Source organism: Kitasatospora sp. NPDC057518 (genome assembly GCF_042802075.1).
Classification (GTDB): Bacteria; Actinomycetota; Actinomycetes; order Streptomycetales; family Streptomycetaceae; genus Kitasatospora.
Genome location: NZ_JBHVEU010000175.1, coordinates 1 through 16,575, shown reverse-complemented (window position 1 = coordinate 16,575; position 16,575 = coordinate 1). Strand labels below are relative to the sequence as shown.

Annotated in this window: 13 protein-coding genes and 1 pseudogene; 10 read left to right on the top strand and 4 right to left on the bottom strand. The window is 75.3% G+C overall.

What is annotated here, in order from left to right; genetic code table 11:
* The 9 genes and pseudogenes from ACFU7Z_RS19495 to ACFU7Z_RS19455 all read left to right on the top strand — a co-directional run.
* Window positions 1-785, top strand: a pseudogene (locus tag ACFU7Z_RS19495) (DNA polymerase III subunit gamma and tau); the annotation flags it as partial.
* A 159-nt stretch (window positions 786-944) separates the two neighbouring features.
* A complete protein-coding gene (locus tag ACFU7Z_RS19490) occupies window positions 945-1,286 on the top strand; it encodes a YbaB/EbfC family nucleoid-associated protein (RefSeq protein ID WP_074001802.1) in 342 nt (113 codons plus the stop codon).
* A gap of 264 nt (window positions 1,287-1,550) precedes the next feature.
* On the top strand, window positions 1,551-2,150 hold the full coding sequence (recR, locus tag ACFU7Z_RS19485; RefSeq protein WP_049658152.1) for a recombination mediator RecR: 600 nt from the start codon (window positions 1,551-1,553) through the stop codon (window positions 2,148-2,150).
* Window positions 2,143-2,856 (top strand): DUF5063 domain-containing protein, encoded by a 714-nt coding sequence (locus tag ACFU7Z_RS19480; RefSeq protein WP_380778469.1) that lies wholly within the window; start codon window positions 2,143-2,145, stop codon window positions 2,854-2,856. Before recR ends, ACFU7Z_RS19480 begins: the two co-directional genes overlap by 8 nt.
* 386 nt (window positions 2,857-3,242) lie before the next feature.
* Window positions 3,243-4,523, top strand: a complete 1,281-nt coding sequence (locus ACFU7Z_RS19475; protein WP_074001801.1) for an aspartate kinase — start codon at window positions 3,243-3,245, stop codon at window positions 4,521-4,523.
* Between the two features lie 60 nt (window positions 4,524-4,583).
* Window positions 4,584-5,651 (top strand): aspartate-semialdehyde dehydrogenase, encoded by a 1,068-nt coding sequence (locus ACFU7Z_RS19470; RefSeq protein ID WP_117488551.1) that lies wholly within the window; start codon window positions 4,584-4,586, stop codon window positions 5,649-5,651.
* Window positions 5,652-5,943: 292 nt separating this feature from the next.
* A complete protein-coding gene (locus ACFU7Z_RS19465) occupies window positions 5,944-6,489 on the top strand; it encodes a SigE family RNA polymerase sigma factor (protein ID WP_049658157.1) in 546 nt (181 codons plus the stop codon).
* Between the two features lie 58 nt (window positions 6,490-6,547).
* Window positions 6,548-7,741 carry a hypothetical protein gene (locus ACFU7Z_RS19460; protein WP_380778466.1) on the top strand — a complete coding sequence of 398 codons (1,194 nt, stop codon included), beginning with the start codon at window positions 6,548-6,550 and terminating at the stop codon, window positions 7,739-7,741.
* A gap of 115 nt (window positions 7,742-7,856) precedes the next feature.
* Entirely contained in the window at window positions 7,857-8,636 is a 780-nt protein-coding gene (locus tag ACFU7Z_RS19455; RefSeq protein ID WP_049661142.1) for an SURF1 family protein, read from the top strand.
* A 70-nt stretch (window positions 8,637-8,706) separates the two neighbouring features.
* Here ACFU7Z_RS19455 and ACFU7Z_RS19450 read toward each other — a convergent pair whose 3' ends face one another.
* The 4 genes from ACFU7Z_RS19450 to ACFU7Z_RS19435 form a co-directional block, all read right to left on the bottom strand.
* Window positions 8,707-9,318: a hypothetical protein gene (locus ACFU7Z_RS19450; protein WP_380778464.1), complete on the bottom strand. Its 612-nt coding sequence runs from the start codon at window positions 9,316-9,318 to the stop codon at window positions 8,707-8,709.
* Complete coding sequence (locus ACFU7Z_RS19445) at window positions 9,315-11,171, bottom strand: S9 family peptidase (RefSeq protein WP_375877592.1); 1,857 nt, start codon at window positions 11,169-11,171, stop codon at window positions 9,315-9,317. Before ACFU7Z_RS19445 ends, ACFU7Z_RS19450 begins: the two co-directional genes overlap by 4 nt.
* A gap of 206 nt (window positions 11,172-11,377) precedes the next feature.
* Window positions 11,378-12,880 (bottom strand): MFS transporter, encoded by a 1,503-nt coding sequence (locus ACFU7Z_RS19440; protein WP_380778462.1) that lies wholly within the window; start codon window positions 12,878-12,880, stop codon window positions 11,378-11,380.
* 112 nt (window positions 12,881-12,992) lie between these two features.
* Window positions 12,993-13,370, bottom strand: a complete 378-nt coding sequence (locus ACFU7Z_RS19435) for a nuclear transport factor 2 family protein (protein WP_380778459.1) — start codon at window positions 13,368-13,370, stop codon at window positions 12,993-12,995.
* Between the two features lie 179 nt (window positions 13,371-13,549).
* Here ACFU7Z_RS19435 and ACFU7Z_RS19430 point away from each other — a divergent pair, with 179 nt between their 5' ends.
* On the top strand, window positions 13,550-16,345 hold the full coding sequence (locus ACFU7Z_RS19430) for an AAA family ATPase (protein ID WP_380778457.1): 2,796 nt from the start codon (window positions 13,550-13,552) through the stop codon (window positions 16,343-16,345).
* Window positions 16,346-16,575 lie beyond the last annotated feature (230 nt).

Sequence of the window (16,575 nt, the reverse complement as noted above, 5' to 3'; positions counted from 1 at the left end):
CTCCCGCGGCGCCCCCCGTGGCGCCGCCGCAGGCCGCCCCGGCCCCGGCGCCGGCCGCCGCTCCCGTGCCCGCCCCGGCCCCCGCCCCGGTGGCGGCTCCCGGTGGGCAGCCGTCGGCGTCCGCGCAGCAGGGTGCCGCGCAGGTGCGGCAGCTGTGGCCGCAGATCCTGGAGGCGGTGAAGAACCGCCGACGCTTCACCTGGATCCTGCTCAGCCAGAACGGCCAGGTGGCCGGGTTCGACGGCAGTGTGCTCCAGGTGTCCTTCATCAACGCCGGCGCCCGGGACAGCTTCGTCGGCAGCAACAGCGACGACGTGCTGCGTTCCGCGCTGGCCGACGCGCTGGGCGTGGACTGGCGGATCGAGTGCATCATCGACCCGTCCGGCGGCGTCGGCGGCCCGTCCGGCGGTGGCCTGTCCGGCGGTGGCCAGGGCGGCGGCGCACCGGGGGGCGGTGCCCAGGCCGGTGGCGGCTGGGGAGCCCCGGCGGCGCGTCCGGCGGCCGCCGCGCCGTCGATGCCCGCGCCAGCCCCGGCGCCCGTGCAGGCTCCGCCGGTCCAGGCCGCGCCGGCGCCCGTCCAGGCCCCGCCCGTGCAGCCCGCGCCGGTGCAGGCCCCGCCGCCGGTGGCGGCGCAGGCCCGTCCGGTGCGGTCGGTGGCTCCGGAGGACGACGTCCCGGAGGCGGACGACCCGGACCTCAAGGAGGACGTGTTCTCCGGCCAGGAGCTGATCATCCGCGAGTTGGGGGCGACGGTGCTGGAGGAGATCCACCACCAGGGCTCCTGAACCGGCCCCCGGGTCCTCCGGCCCAGGTCTCCGGGCCTACGGGCCCCTGAGCGGACCCTGATCCGGGCCCGATCCGGGGCCCGGACCGGCGGGCAGCACGTAGGCTCGGCGGTGACGGACGAAGCGCCGTACGACAGCCGTGACAGCAAGGAGACAGCCGTGTTCCCCGGTGGTGGCCAGCCCAACATGCAGCAGCTGCTGAAGCAGGCGCAGAAGATGCAGCAGGATCTCGCGAACGCCCAGCAGGAGCTGGCCGAGGCGAAGGTGAGCGGTTCGGCGGGCGGCGGCCTGGTCGAGGCGACGGTGACCGGTGCCGGTGAGCTGGTGGCGCTGAGCATCTCCCCGGCCGCCGTGGACCCGGACGACACCGAGACCCTGGCCGACCTGGTCCTGGCGGCCGTCCGGGACGCCAACCAGACCGCGCAGAAGCTGCAGGCCGAGCGCATGGGCCCGCTGACCCAGGGTCTGGGCGGCGGCGGCATCCCCGGCCTGCCGTTCTGACGTCGTCCAACGGCGGCTTCCAAGGCCAGAAGGTCTGAAGTTCAGACGACAGACCCATGTGATTTATGTGGGAGTCGGGCGTCGGGCGCTGTGTCCGACGCCCGATTCGTTGGATGATGGCACCGGAGCACCACCGGCCGTCCGGCACCACCGGCCCCGGCCGTCCGGCTCCACCAGCTCCGGCTCCACGGGCCACCCGGCCCCACCAGCCACCCGGCTCCACCGGCCGTCCGGCACACCGACCATCCGAGGGAAGGCGCGACGTTGTACGAGGGCGTGGTTCAGGACCTGATCGACGAACTGGGCAGGCTGCCCGGCGTCGGGCCCAAGAGCGCGCAGCGGATCGCCTTCCACGTGCTGCAGTCCGACCCGACGGACGTGCGCCGGCTGGCGCACGCGCTGCTGGAGGTCAAGGACAAGGTCCGCTTCTGCGCGGTCTGCGGCAACGTCGCGGAGGCCGAGCGGTGCCGGGTCTGCCTGGACCCTCGCCGCGACCTCGCCGTCATCTGCGTGGTCGAGGAGCCGAAGGACGTCGTCGCCATCGAGCGCACCCGTGAGTTCCGCGGCCGCTACCACGTGCTGGGCGGCGCGATCAGCCCCATCGAGGGCGTCGGCCCGGACGACCTGCGGATCCGCGAGCTGCTGTCGCGCCTCGCGGACGGCACGGTCACCGAGCTGATCCTGGCCACCGACCCCAACCTGGAGGGGGAGGCGACCGCCACCTACCTGGCCCGGCTCTGCAAGCCGATGGGCCTGAAGGTGACCCGTCTGGCGAGCGGCCTGCCCGTCGGCGGGGATCTGGAGTACGCGGACGAGGTCACCCTCGGCCGCGCCTTCGAAGGGAGACGACTGCTCGATGTCTGACCGGACGATCAACCAGCAGCCCCACACCCCCCACCAGCAGTCCCACGGGGAACTGGGGGCGCACGCCCCGCACGTCCACGGCCACGGCTCGGAGCCGGACGACTTCGCCGTGCAGATCGCCGACTCGGTGGAGAGCTTCGTGCTCGCCGTCACCGAGGTCGCCAAGGGCGACGAGCCCGGCAGTGCGGTCTCGCTGCTGCTCCTGGAGGTCTCGCAGCTGCTGCTGGCCGGCGGCCGGCTGGGCGCGATCGAGGACGTCGTCCCGGAGGACCGGTTCGAGCCGGACACCGGCCCCGAGCCGGACGGTGAGCAGCTGCGCGAGCGCCTCGCCGAGCTGCTCGCGCCGATCGACGTCTACCACGAGGTCTTCGACCCGTACGGTCCGCCGGAGAAGCCCAACGCCTTCCGGATCTCGGACGACCTGGCCGGCGTGGTCAGCGAGCTCCAGCACGGCCTGACCCACTACCGCGAGGGCCGGGTCAGCGAGGCGCTGTGGTGGTGGCAGTTCTCGTACCTCTCCAACTGGGGTACGACCTGCACGGCGGTGCTGCGGGCCCTGCAGTCGCTGATCGCCCACGTCCGGCTGGACAGCCCGATCGGCGCGGCGCCGGACGGCGCGGACACCGACGACGACGGGCTCACCGACGAGCAGCTGGAGCAGCAGGCGGGCGACCTGATGGCGGCCGAGCTCGGCCTCGGGCGGTAGTTTCCCGGACGGAAATCCGGTGGAATCCGGCGGATCGCGGGCGGATCGCGGGCAGATCGTGGCACGGATCCCGGCACGGATCGCGGGCTGATCGAATGCGCCCTCGGATTGTGACGAATGCCTCAGCGCCCCGGCCGGAAAAGAAATCCGGCCGGATCGCCGTCCCCCGGTCGGGCGATTCTTCGGAGCGGTACCGAATCGCCCGCAGACCTGACGGCGGAGCCGCCCGTACGGCCGCTCACGTGCTGAAACTACCGTCTCACGATATGGAAAGCGCCGGTCGGAGCACCCCTGCTCGGTAGACTGACGACGACCGCACCCCCCTCTCCCCCGGGGGGTACGGGGGCCCGTAGCCCCCGGAAAAGACTTCGAGTCGAGGAGCGCACGTGGGCCTTGTCGTGCAGAAGTACGGCGGCTCATCCGTTGCGGATGCCGAAGGCATCAAGCGCGTGGCCCGCCGAATCGTTGACGCCAAGAAGGCCGGCCATGAGGTCGTCGTCGTGGTGTCCGCGATGGGCGACACGACGGACGAGCTCATCGAACTCGCGGAGCAGGTGTCACCGCTGCCTGCCGGCCGTGAGTTCGACATGCTGCTGACCGCTGGAGAGCGCATCTCCATGGCGCTGCTGGCCATGGCGATCAAATCCCTGGGGCACGAGGCGCAGTCCTTCACGGGCAGCCAGGCCGGTGTCATCACCGACTCCGTGCACAACAAGGCGCGCATCATCGACGTGACGCCCGGTCGCATCCGCACCGCCCTGGACCAGGGCAACATCGCGATCGTGGCCGGCTTCCAGGGCGTCTCCCAGACCAGCAAGGACATCACCACGCTGGGCCGGGGCGGCTCGGACACCACCGCCGTGGCGCTCGCCGCCGCGCTGAAGGCCGAGGTCTGCGAGATCTACACCGACGTGGACGGCGTGTTCACCGCCGACCCGCGCGTGGTGAAGAAGGCCCGCAAGATCGACTGGATCGCCTACGAGGACATGCTGGAGCTGGCCTCGTCGGGTTCCAAGGTGCTGCTCGATCGGTGTGTCGAGTACGCCCGTCGCTACAACATCCCGATTCACGTACGCTCGTCCTTCTCGGGTCTTCCCGGGACGATCGTCAGCAACGACAACCCGAACAAGCCCGAAGGGGGCGAGATGGAGCAGGCCATCATCTCCGGAGTCGCCCACGACACCTCCGAGGCCAAGGTCACCGTCGTCGGCGTACCCGACAAGCCGGGCGAGGCGGCGCGCATCTTCCGCGCCATCGCCGACGCCGAGGTCAACATCGACATGGTGGTGCAGAACGTCTCCGCCGCGTCGACCGGCCTGACCGACATCTCCTTCACCCTGCCCAAGACCGAGGGCCAGAAGGCCATCGACGCGCTGGGCCGGGTCAAGCAGGGCATCGGCTACGAGTCGCTCCGCTACGACGACGCGATCGGCAAGATCTCGCTGGTCGGCGCCGGCATGCGCTCCAACCCGGGCGTCACGGCGACCTTCTTCGAGGCGCTGTCCGCCGCGGGCGTCAACATCGAGCTGATCTCCACCTCGGAGATCCGCATCTCGGTGGTCACCCGCGCCGACGACGTGCCGGAGGCCGTCCGTGCCGTGCACAGCGCCTTCGGCCTGGACAGCGAGAGCGACGAGGCCGTCGTCTACGGCGGCACCGGGCGATGACCCGGGAACGGAGCGGGAGCACCGGGCGATGACCCGGGCACCGGGCCGGGACGCCGGGCGATGACCCGGCGTCCCAACCTCGCCGTCGTCGGCGCCACCGGCGCGGTCGGCGAGGTGCTGCTCGGGCTGCTCTCCCTCCGCCAGGACGTCTGGGGCGAGGTCCGACTCGTCGCCTCCCCGCGCTCGGCCGGCCGTACGGCGGTGGTGCGCGGGGAGACCGTCGGGGTCGTCCCGCTGGCCGAGGAGGCCTTCGCGGGGATCGACGTCGCGGTCTTCGCCGTCCCCGACCAGGTCTCCGCCCAGTGGGCGCCGATCGCGGCGGCCAAGGGCGTCGTGGTGGTCGACGACTCGGCCGCCTTCCGCACCGCGGAGGACGTGCCGCTGGTCGTCCCGGAGGTCAACGCGGCCGCGCTGCGGATCCGCCCGCGCGGCATCGTCGCCAGTCCGGCCGGCACCACCCTCGCGATGATCGCCGCGGTCGGCGCGCTGCACGCCGAGTACGGGCTGGCGCAGCTCGTGGTCGCCTCCTACCAGGCCGCCGGCGGCGAGGGCCGCGACGGCGAGGCGGCGCTGCGCGCGCAGACCGGGCTGGTGGCGGGCACCGCGGTGGGCCGGCAGACCGGCGACCTGCGCGCGCTGATCGCCGATCAGGGGCCGTTCGCCGCCCCGCTCGCGCTCAACGCCGTGCCCTGGACCGGCGGGCTGCGCGACGGCGGCTGGTCCGCCGAGGAGATGGGCATCCGCGACGAGTCCCGCAAGGTCCTCGGCCTGCCCGCCCTGAAGGTCTCGGCGACCTGCGTCCACATCCCCGTCGTCCGCACCCACGCGCTGGCCGTGCACGCGCGGTTCGAACGCGAGGTCACCCAGGAGCACGCGCAGGAGATCCTGCGGGACGCGCCCGGCGTGGTCCTCTACGACGACCCGGCGGCGGGCGAGTTCCCGACGCCGAACGACGTGGTCGGGACGGACCCGGTCTGGGTCGGGCGGGTCCGGCGGGCGCTGGACGAGCCGGAGGCGCTGGACCTCTTCCTCTGCGGGGACAACCTGCGCAAGGGCGCGGCGCTCAACCTGGTGCAGCTGGCCGAGCTGGTGGCGGCGGAGCTGACGGCGGGAACGCCGACGGATTAGGCGGTGACGGGCTCTCACGGGTTCCGATGTGCCCGCTTGTGTCCACACCTGTGTCCATACCTGTGTTCGCTCCTCGACACAATCTGTCCGGAATCCCGTGGGAATCCCCTGGAGGCCTCTTCAGCCGATGCGGAAGAATGGGCCCCGGGCTGGGCAACCATGACAGGGGATCGAGTGTCCAACGTGCGTGGCGAACGTGATGGTGGGGGCAAGGGCGGGCATCCCGGCAAGAGCCGCGGTGTCCTTCCCCTCGCGCGCCCCGAGGCCTGCGAGTAGGCCGGAAGAAGACCAGATGACGGCGGCCGCACCCGGTGCGGCGGACTCCGGTGCCGGTACCGACGCGGGTACCAGCGAGGACCTGCTCACCGCGACCTACCAGGCGCACTACCGCTCGCTGCTGCGGCTCGCCGCGCTGCTCCTCGACGACCTCTCGACCTGCGAGGACGTCGTCCAGGAGGCGTTCATCCGGGTGCACGCCGCCCGGCGCCGGGTGCGCGAGCCCGAGAAGACCCTGGCGTACCTGCGGCAGACGGTCGTCAACCTGTCCCGCTCCACGCTGCGCCGCCGCATCCTCGGGCTGCGACTGCTGCCGAAGCCCATGCCTGACATGGCCAGTGCAGAAGAAGGTGCTTACGATGCCCTGGAGCGCGACCAGTTGAAGGCCGCGCTGCGTGGTCTGCAACGCCGTCAGCGGGAGGTTCTGGTGCTGCGTTACTTCGTGGACATGACGGAGGCGCAGGTCGCCGAGACCCTGGGCATCTCGCTCGGCTCGGTGAAGGCCTACGGCTCGCGCGGGCTCGCCGCCCTGCGCGTCCAGATGGCGGCCGGACATGGCTGAGGCGGACGGCGACCGACGGCGGCCGGCGGACGGCACTCCGGAGGCGGGCGGGCCTGAGGTGAACGGACCCGGGGCGACCGGGCTCGGCGCTTCCAGAGCGAGCAGGTCCGGGGCCGAGGCCCCGGAGGAGCTGCTGTCCCTGTCCACCGAGGAACGGGCGGTGCGCGAACTGCTGCACGGCGCCGTCTCCGGCATCCAGCCCGCGGCCGGCGGGCTGCCGCGGATCCGGCGGGCGGTGCCCCGCCGCCGGGCCGCCCGGCGCGGTGCCTGGACCGGGGCGGCCGCGCTCGCCTTCGTCGTCGCGATCGGCCTGCCCGTCCTGCACGAGGGGGAGCACCTCGGGCTCTCCGGCGGCCCCGGCTCGGCCGACGCCAAGAGCCCGGCCGCCACCTCGCCCAGCGGCACCGCCGGGACGACCGGCGGCACCGGGGCGGCCTCGCACGCGAACCCGAGCGGCCCCGGCGACACCACCCCGCCGCCCGGTACGGCCTCGGCCCCGCACAGCCCCGGCGGCGGGCAGGCGAGCACCGACGGCGGCGTCGCGCCCAGCGGGACCTCCGGCGCCGGTGACGGCGGCATCGTCCCGCTCTGCACCCGGACGGACCTCGGTGAGGGCCTCGCCCAGGTCGGCACGGCCGACGGCGACGGGCGGATCTACGGCTCGTTCACCGTCTACAACGTGTCCGGGCGCAGCTGTCGGCTCGGCGGGCCGGGCTCGGTGGCGGTCACCGCCGTCAGCGGCGGCGACCGCGGCCGCATCCGCACCGCCGACCACGCCCCGGGCGACCCGGCCGCCGGCCTGCCCGCGATGGACGGGGAGCCGCCGGTGCTCGCGCCGCGGGCCGGGTACCGGGTGCCGTTCGCCTGGGTCCCCGACCAGACCTGTACCGGCTCGGGCACCCTGAGCACCCCGTCGAACAGCGTCAACCAGGTGGCCCTGCGCTCGGACGTCCCCGCCGCCGAGTCCGGCGCCCCGGCCTCCGTCCCCACCAGTGAGGTCAGCGCCAACCCGCCGGCCTCCTCGTCCCCGTCGGCGGGCCCCACCGCGGCCCCCAGCCCGACCGCGACGCCGACCGGCAACCCGACCACCGCGCCGCCCGCCGTGACCATCGCCCACACCCCCGCCCCCGGCAGCCCGGCGGCCGCCACGGCGACCCTGCCGGTGGCGTGCAGCGGCACCGTCTACCGCGGCGGCGTCCAGGGGCTGGGCGGCCCGGCGCCGCAGCCGTCGGGCTCACCGACGGCTCGGTGACGACGGCCTGAGCGTGGCCGCCGATGTAGAGGAGGGGCCGGGGCGACCGGCCGGAGGCGGCCGTGTTCGGGGCCCGGGGGACGGGGCGGGTGTGAGGAGTGGATACCGTGGGGGTGTGTACCGGTTCCTCCTGACTCCGCGCTGGCTCGGCGGCACCGTCGTGGCCGTGGCGGCCGTGGCGGTCTGCCTGTGGCTGGGTTCCTGGCAGCTCGGCCGCTTCGAGGACCGGGTGTCCACGCACCAGGAGGCCAAGCAGGCGGTCACCGCTTCGGGTGACGCCCGGCCGATCGACGCGCTGCTCAACCAGGCGACCCCGCAGGTGAGCACGGAAACCGTCGGCAGGACCGTCACGGTGACCGGCAGCTACGACGGCGAGCACCAACTGCTCGTCCCCAACCGCGTGGTGGACGGCAAGCAGGGCTACTACGTGCTCACCCCGCTGCGCACCGCCGACGGACACGCCGTCGCCGTGGTGCGCGGCTGGTCGGCCGGGGACCCGGCCGTCGCCGGGCCGCCGCCGGGCGGAGAGGTGACGGTGACCGGGCGCCTCCAGGCCAACGAGTCGGTGGGCAGCAACGGCGCGGTGGCGGGCGGTCTGCCCGCCGGGCAGCTCGGCATGATCAACCGGGCCTCGCTGCTGAACGTGCTGGAGTACGACGGCTGGTACGACGGCTGGGTGGCCGCCGACGACGCGCCCGCCGGGCTGGCCTCCGTACCGACCGTGCAGCCGCAGGGCGGCGACGGGCTCACCCTGCGCGCGTTCCAGAACCTGGGCTACACCCTGGAGTGGTTCGTCTTCGGCGGGTTCGTGGTCTTCATGTGGTACCGCCTGGTGCGCCGGGAGGCGGAGGCGGAGCAGGACCGGGCCCTCGGGCTGGACCCGGTCCTGGACTGACCGGCGGCGCCTTGACGCAGACGCCGGTTCGGCGCTCGGCCGCCCCGACTCGGCGTTCGGCCGCCCCGGCTCAGCGCTTGGTCGGCAGGGCCGGTGCCGGTGTCGGCTTGGCCGCCGGCGGGGGCGTCGTCGGAGTCGGCGTCTGCGGGGGGAGCAGCGGCTGGGTCGGGGTCGACGAGCCGGTGGGCAGCGGCGTCGGGTCGCTGTGGCAGTGGCCGCTGCCGTTGCCGCCGCTGCCGTTGTGGTCGTCGGAGTCGTAGTGGTCGATGTGGTGGTGCACGCTGCGACCGGTCTTGGAGCCCTTGGACCCCGACCCCTTCGAACCGGACGAGCCGCTCTTGCCGCCCCCCTTGGCGAGCTGGACCGGGTCGCCCCCGTCCGCGGGCGGCGTGTACACCGCCCGTACGACGGCCGCCCCCGGACCCGCCGCGCCCGCCTTGGTCGCGGTGCCGGCGTGCGGCACGGCGGGCGGCGCGGCAGGCGGTGTGGCGCCGGCGGGCGGCGTCGCGGCGGCGGTCGGTGACGCGGGCACGGCCGGCGCGGGCGCGACGGCCGAGGAGCTCGGTACCGGCGGGCCGGTCGGGGGCGGGCAGGACGCGGTGTTCCGCTGTGAGCCCGAGCAGCCGGTGAGCACCAGGGCCCCGGCGACCGCCACCCCCGCGAGCATCAGCAGGCGTCTCACGCAGCCCCTCCGTCTCCGTCACGCCCGGCCGTGCCCAGGTGCCGCCGCACGAAGTCGATCTCCAGTCGCAGCTGCTTGATCCGCTCCTCCACCACCAGCGAGCCGTGCCCGGCGTCGAAGCGGTACACCTCGTGCGGCTTGCCGAGCCGCTCCAGCCGCTCGACGTAGTTGTCGATCTGCCGGATCGGGCAGCGCGGGTCGTTGACCCCGGCGCTGATGTAGACCGGCACCCGCACCCGCTCGACGTAGGTCAGCGGCGAGGAGGCGGTGAAGCGCTCCGGGACCTCCTCCGGGGTGCCGCCGAAGAGCGTGCGGTCCAGCGACTTGAGCGCCTCCATCTCGTCGGCGTACGCGGTGTGGTAGTCCGCGACCGGGACGGCGGCGAGGCCGAGGGCCCAGTCGTCGGGCTGGACGCCGAGGCCGAGCAGGGTCAGGTAGCCGCCCCAGCTGCCGCCGGTGAGGACCAGCCGGGCCGGGTCGGCGAGGCCGCTGTCGACGGCCCAGGCGCGGACCGCCGCGATGTCCTCCAGCTCGATCAGGCCGACCCGCTCGTGCAGCGCGTCCGTCCAGGCCTGGCCGTAGCCGGTCGAGCCGCGGTAGTTGACCCGGACCACCGCGAAGCCGTGGTCCAGCCAGGCGGCCGGACCGGCGGCGAAGGAGTCGCTGTCGTGGTGCGTCGGGCCGCCGTGGATCTCGAAGACGGTCGGGTACGGGCCCTGCGCGGGCGTCGCCGGCCGCTGCACCAGGGCGTGCACCCGCCCGCCGGGCCCGTCCACCCAGACGTCCTCGACCGGCACCGAACCGGGCGGCACCGCGCCGGGCGCCCGCAGCACGACCGTCCCGGCGGTGGAGCGGACGGCGGAGGGCTCGGCGGCGGAGGACCACAGGTACTCGACGGTGCCGTCCGGACGGGCGGTGGCGCCGCTGACGGTGCCGCGCGGGGTCTCCAGGCGGGTCAGCCGGCCGTCGGCGAGCGCGTACGAGAACAGCTCGCTGCGCGCCTCGTACTCGTGCTCCACCAGCAGTGCCTCGGCGCCGGGGCGCCACTGCGCGGAGACGTCGCCGGGCAGCTCGCGGCCCTGCTCGTCGCGCAGCGGGAGGGCGGTCTCGGCGCCGGTGGCGACGTCCCAGATCATCGGCTCCCAGCGGCCGGTGCGCTGGTGGGCGACCAGCAGGCGGGTGTCGCCCTCGACCGGGGCGAAGCCCAGGCAGGCGACGCCGCGCGGCTCGTCCCGGCCGGTGACCTCGTCCAGCTCGGCGACGGTCTCGACGCCGCCGTCGGCGGTGATGCGCACGACCCGGATCGCGGAGTGCATCGCGTCGCCGTGCTCGGTGTGGTCGATGGCGAGCAGGGTGCTGTCGTGGCTGAGGTCGCCGATGCCGCCGTACTCCTCGTGCCGGTAGACCTCGACCGGCACGGCGGCGCCGGGGCGGCGCAGGTGCAGGGTGGTGCCGTCCTCGTCGGTCGAGCGGCCGACCACCACGGTGCCGTCGCGGCCCAGGGCCAGGCCGGCCGAGTAGGAGGCGGCGAGGCCGGGCACGGCCTCCTCGTCGGGGCCGCCCGCGAACGGCTGGCGGCGCCAGACGCCGAACTCGTCGCCGTCGTGGTCGTCGAACCACCAGACCCAGTCGCCGTCGGGGGACAGCTCGGCGTCGGTGGTGCCGTTCGGACGGTCGGTGACCCGACGGTGGGCGCCGGTGGTGCGGTCCCAGGCGTAGACCTCGTAGGTGCCGGTCGCGTTGGACACGTACAGCGACCGGTCGGGGGCGTCCTCGGCCCAGTCGGGCAGCGACACCCGGGCCGCCCTGAACCGCTGCTCCCACGCCGGTACGGCGCTCTTCTCCTCGCTCATCCGACCATCCAACCCGATCGGGGGGAGGGAAGGGAACGGGCGGGTGGGCTTCGGCCCACCCGCCCCGTGCCGCCGGGGTGGCGGCGGGGTGCCGGCAGGATGCCGGTGCAGGTGTTGCCGTGCGCGGCGGCCGGGGCGTCCACGAACGCCCGGCCCGGGGCCCGGGTTCCGTGGGGCCGGGGCGGGTGCCCGGGGCCATGCCGGGGTCAGCCCTCGTGCGGCGCTTCGTGCACTCGGTGCGCTTCGGCCGCTCCGTGGGCCCCGTGTGCTCCGCGCGGCAGGAACCGGACCAGGCCCACGAGCACCAGCTCCAGCACCGCCAGGGCCAGGACGCTGCGGCCGAAGGCGGCGGCCAGGTCGCCGGCGCCGTAGTAGACCAGGCCGATCAGCGCGATCCCGAGCGCCCCGCCGACCTGCTGCACGGTGGACACCACCCCGGCCGCGGAGCCGGCCAGCCGCGGCTCGACGCCGGCCAGGACCACCGAGGTCACCGGGGCGATCACCAGGCCCATGCCGAGGCCGTCCACGAACAGCCCGGGCGCCAGCCACCGGACGCCCGGGCTGTTCGCGGTGAGGGCCAGCAGGCCGAGCCCGAGGGCCATCAGCAGCCCGCCGAGGGCGATGGTGCGGCGCTCGCCGAGGCGGGCGGTGACGCGGTGGGTGGTGTTGGAGGTGATCAGGTAGCCCAGGCCGATCGCGGTGAAGACCAGTCCGGCGCCCAGCGCGTCCAGGCCGCGGCCGAACTGGAGGTGCAGGGCGAGCACCAGGAAGAAGGAGCCCTGGCCCAGCCAGAAGGCGAGTTGGGCGAGCAGGCCGGCGCTGAAGGCGCGGTCGCGGAAGAGCCGGGTGTCGACCAGCGGGGTGGTCGCGGTGGTGGCCGTGGCGGCGGCGGTGGTGGTGGCGCGGTGCTGGTGCACGGCGAAGACGGCCAGCAGGGCGAGCGAGCCGCCCAGGCAGAGCCCGGTCCACAGCGGCCAGTGCAGCTGCGGGCCCTGGATCAGCGGCAGCACCAGGCCGGTCAGCGCGGTGGTGACCAGCAGCACGCCCACCGGGTCCAGGCCGGGCCGCTGCGGGGCGCGGGACTCCGGCAGGCTGCGGCGGACCAGCGGGAGGGCGGCCAGTCCGATCGGCAGGTTGATCAGGAAGCAGCTGCGCCAGCCGAGGCCGAAGAGGTCGGCGCGGATCAGCAGCCCCCCGATCAGCTGGCCGAACACCGCGCCGACGCCCATGGTCAGCCCGTACCGGGCGAAGGCCCGAGCCTGGGCGGCTCCGCTGAACGCGGTCCGCAGGATCGCCAGCACCTGCGGACCCATCAGCGCCGCCGACAGGCCCTGCGCCACCCGGGCGCCGACCAGCGCGGCCGCCGTGGGGGCGAGGCCGCAGACGGTGGAGGCGAGGGTGAAGAGGGCCAGGCCGAGTCCGAACACCCGGCGGCGGCCGTACCGGTCGCCGAGGCGGCCGGCGGTGACCAGGCCGGCCGCGAGGGCCAGGCTGAAGCCGGCCATCACCCACTGGACGGCGGCCGGGCCGGCGCCGAGGTCGCCCTGGAGGGAGGGGAGGGCGACGTTGACGACGAAGATGTCGAGGGCGGTCATGAAGGTGGCGGTCAGGACGACCGGCAGCAGCCCCTTGGGGGCCGTCTGCGCCGTCCGCGCCGTTGCCCCGGTCTCGGCCTCGGCGGGCCGCCGGGTGTTCAGGGAGGTGCTCATCTCGGGCTCTCCTCAAGGGGGTTGGCGACTCAAGCGGGTCGGCGGCCGGTGCCGAGGGGCGGGCGCGGTGGGGAGCGCCCCGCCCCTCGGCCGGAGCGGCGGTCTGAGGGGGTCAGGCGCCCGGCACGCGGTCGAGGAAGCCGTACACCGCGCCGATCCGGCCGTCCGGGGTGGCCGCCAGCACGTCGAAGCCGATCACCACCGGTTCCGCGCCGGCCGGGCCCAGGTTCCAGGTGAAGCGGGCGACGTCGTGGTGCGAGTCGACCGGGCCGAGGGTGAACTCCAGCCCCGGGAACTGGGCCTGGGCGGCACCGATCAGCGCGTCGATCGCGTCCCGGCCGGTGACGGCGGCCAGCGGGTCGGTGTAGCGGCCGTCCTCGGCCCACACCTCGTCGACCAGCTTGCGGCGGGCCGCCGGGTCGGTCTCGTTCCACACCGCGAGGTAGCGCTCGGCGAGCTGCTGGAGGGCGGCGGTGGTGATCTCGGTCATCGTCATCTCCCGTGTTCCGGTGGGTGGTTGGCCGGATTGTTCCCGGTGCTCACCACGGTAGGGACGGGCGGCCGACGGCGAATCCGTCACGTATGGGTATGGGGGTACGTAGCCTCCGCAGAGGCGTACCGGTGCCGTGGTCGGCAGTGGTGCGCGGCCCTGCTGGGTAGGGTCGGGGCATGCTGTACGGGAGGGAAGGCGAACAGGCCGCCGTGGACGGGCTGTTGGACGGGGTGCGGGCCGGACGCAGCGGAGTGCTGCTGCTCCGGGGCGAGGCCGGCATCGGCAAGACCGCGCTGTTGGACGACGCCGTCGCGCGGGCGGGGGAGGCGTTCCGGGTCGTCCGGGCGGCCGGCGTCGAGTACGAGGCCGAGCTGCCGTACGCCGGGCTGAGCCTGCTGCTCGCGCCCGGCCTGGACCGGCTGGACGTCCTGCCCGGCCCGCAACGGCGGGCGCTGGAGGCGGCGTTCGGGCTCTCCGACGACGAGCGGATGGGCGACGACCGGGCGGGCGACCGGGCAGGCGACGGCGGTGGGGCGGGCGGCGGTGGGGCGGGCGCCGACCGGCTGCTGGTCGGGCTCGCCACGCTCGGCCTGCTCGCCGAACTCGCCGCCGACCGGCCGCTGTTGTGCGTCATCGACGACGTGCAGTGGCTGGACCGGGCCTCCCTGGACGCCCTGCTGCTGGCCGCCCGGAGGCTCCAGGCCGAGGGGGTCGCCCTGCTGCTCGCCGCCCGCACCGGCGGCCCGTCCGGGGCCGGCGGCAGCCCGGCGGAGCGCCCGCTGGGCCTGCCCGAACGGCAGGTGACCGGCCTGTCCGAGGCCGACGCCACCCGGCTGCTGGCCCGGCGGGTCAGCCCCGACCTGCCGTCCACCGTCCGCGACCGGCTGCTCGCCGAGGCGGCCGGCAACCCGCTCGCGCTCACCGAACTCCCGGTCGCCGCCGGGCCGCAGCCACCGGCACCGGGCGGCCTGCCGCTCACCAGCCGGCTGCTGATCGCCTTCCACGGCCAGGTCACCGGCCTGCCCGCGGTCACCCAGACACTGCTGCTGGTCGCCGCCACCGAGGAGGGCGGGGCACTGGACGTCGTCCTGCCCGCCGCGGCCGCCCTCGGCGTCACCGCCGAACACCTCGCGCCCGCCGAGGCGTCCGGCCTGGTGACGGTCACGGCCGACCGCCGGATCGCCTTCCGGCACCCGCTGCTGCGCTCCGCGATCCTCCAACGGGCGCCGCACCACCAGAAGACGGCGGTCCACCGGGCCGTCGCCGGCGCGCTGCCGGACGGCGACCGCCGCACCTGGCACCTCGCCCTCGCCGCCACCGCCCCCGACGCCGGCCTCGCCGACGCGCTGGAGCGCACCGCCGTCCGCGCCGGGCGCCGCGGCGGCCACGGCGGCGCCGCAGCGTACGAGCGCGCCGCCCGCCTCACCCCGGACCGTGACGGCGCCACCCGCCGGCTCGTCCTGGCCGCCGAAGCCGCCACCGAGGAAGGCGAGTTGGTACGGGCCGAGGCGCTCGCCGACGAAGCCTCCGGCCGTACCGACAACATCCTGGCGCACGCCCTGCTCGACCAGGTCCGGGCCACCGCCCACTTCTGGCGCGGCTCCTACCCGACCGCCCACCGGCTGCTGCTCGACGCCGCCGGCACCGACATCGACCCGCCGTACGCCGCCCGGATGCTGCTCCAGGCCTTCCACGCCGCCTGGTACGCGGGGGAGGAGCCGGTGGCCGCCGTCCTGGACCGCCTGGCGGTCCTGCCGCTCGCCGCCGACGACCCCCTCGCCCCGCTCGCCCGCCACCTGCCCGCGGCGGTCCTGCCCGCGCTCGGCCGGCCCGCCGGCCCGCTGCCGCCCGTCCGGGAGGCCGCCGAGGCCGCCCGCCGGGCCGGGGCCGAGAGCCCGGTCGACCTCGTCCAGCTGTGCGGCGCCACCCTGGTCCTCGGACGCGACGAGGAGACCGCCGAACTCGCCGCCGAACTCGTCGCCGAGGCCCGCGCCAAGGGCACCGTCGGCGTGATGCCCACCCTGCAGTTCTTCCTCGCCGAGGCCGAACTCTTCCACGGCCGCCACCGCGACGCCGAACTCACCGCCACCGAAGGCCTCGGCCTCGCCCGGGACACCGGCCAGCACCAGTGGGTCAGCCAACTCACCGCGCTGCTCGCCCACCTGGCCGCGCTCGACGGCCGCACCGACCACTGCGCCGAACTCGCCGCCACCGCCCTCGCCACCACCGGCCCGCAGACCGCCGCCCCCGCCGCCGGCCAGGCCTGGGCCCAGTGGGCACTCGCCCTGCGCGACCTCGGCCAGGGCCGCGCCGGCGACGCCGCCGACCGGCTGCACACCCTCACCACCGGCCCGCACCGCCACCACGTCAGCGCCACCCGGGCCGTCCCCGACCTCGTCGAGGCCGCCGTCCGCCTCGGCACCCCCGAACGCGCCGCCGAAGCCTACGAACGCTTCGCCCGCTGGACGGCCGCCGCCGACCGCCCCTGGGCCGAGGCCCTCCGCCTGCGCTGCCAGGCCCTGCTCGGCCCCGACGAACTCGCCGAGACCACCTACCGCGCCGCCCTCTCCCGGCACGAAACGGCCCACCGCCCCTTCGAACAGGCCCGCACCGCCCTCCTCTACGGCGAATGGCTGCGCCGCACCCGCCGCCGCACCGACGCCCGCCCCCACCTGCGCGCCGCCCTGGAGACCTTCGACCGCCTCGCCGCCCACCCCTGGGCCGCCCGCGCCCGCACCGAACTCTCCGCCACCGGCACCCCGGCCCCCACCCCGTCCACCCCCACCGGCACCCCCCAGTCCCCCCTCACCCCCCAGGAACTCCAGATCGCCCGCCTCGCCGCCCAGGGCCTCACCAACCGCGACATCGCCGCCCAGCTCTTCCTCAGCCCCCGCACCGTCGCCCACCACCTCTACAAGGCCTACCCCAAGCTCAACATCACCTCCCGCACCGAACTCCCCACCGCCCTCTGACGGCCCGGGCCCGGCGACGGCGGCGCGGCCGCGGAGCCCCGGACGCACCGGCGCTGTCCGTACGGGAAGTTGGCCTTGCCCGCAGCGCGGCTCGCCCGGCGGCCGGGGCGGGGCGCCGGGCGCGCGGTGGAGCTACCTGCGGTCGGCCGGTGGAGGTCGCGGACGGCACCCGGGCGTCGGACCCGGCTGAGGAGTGGTCACCCGGCCGGTCGCGCACAACGACAGAGGGG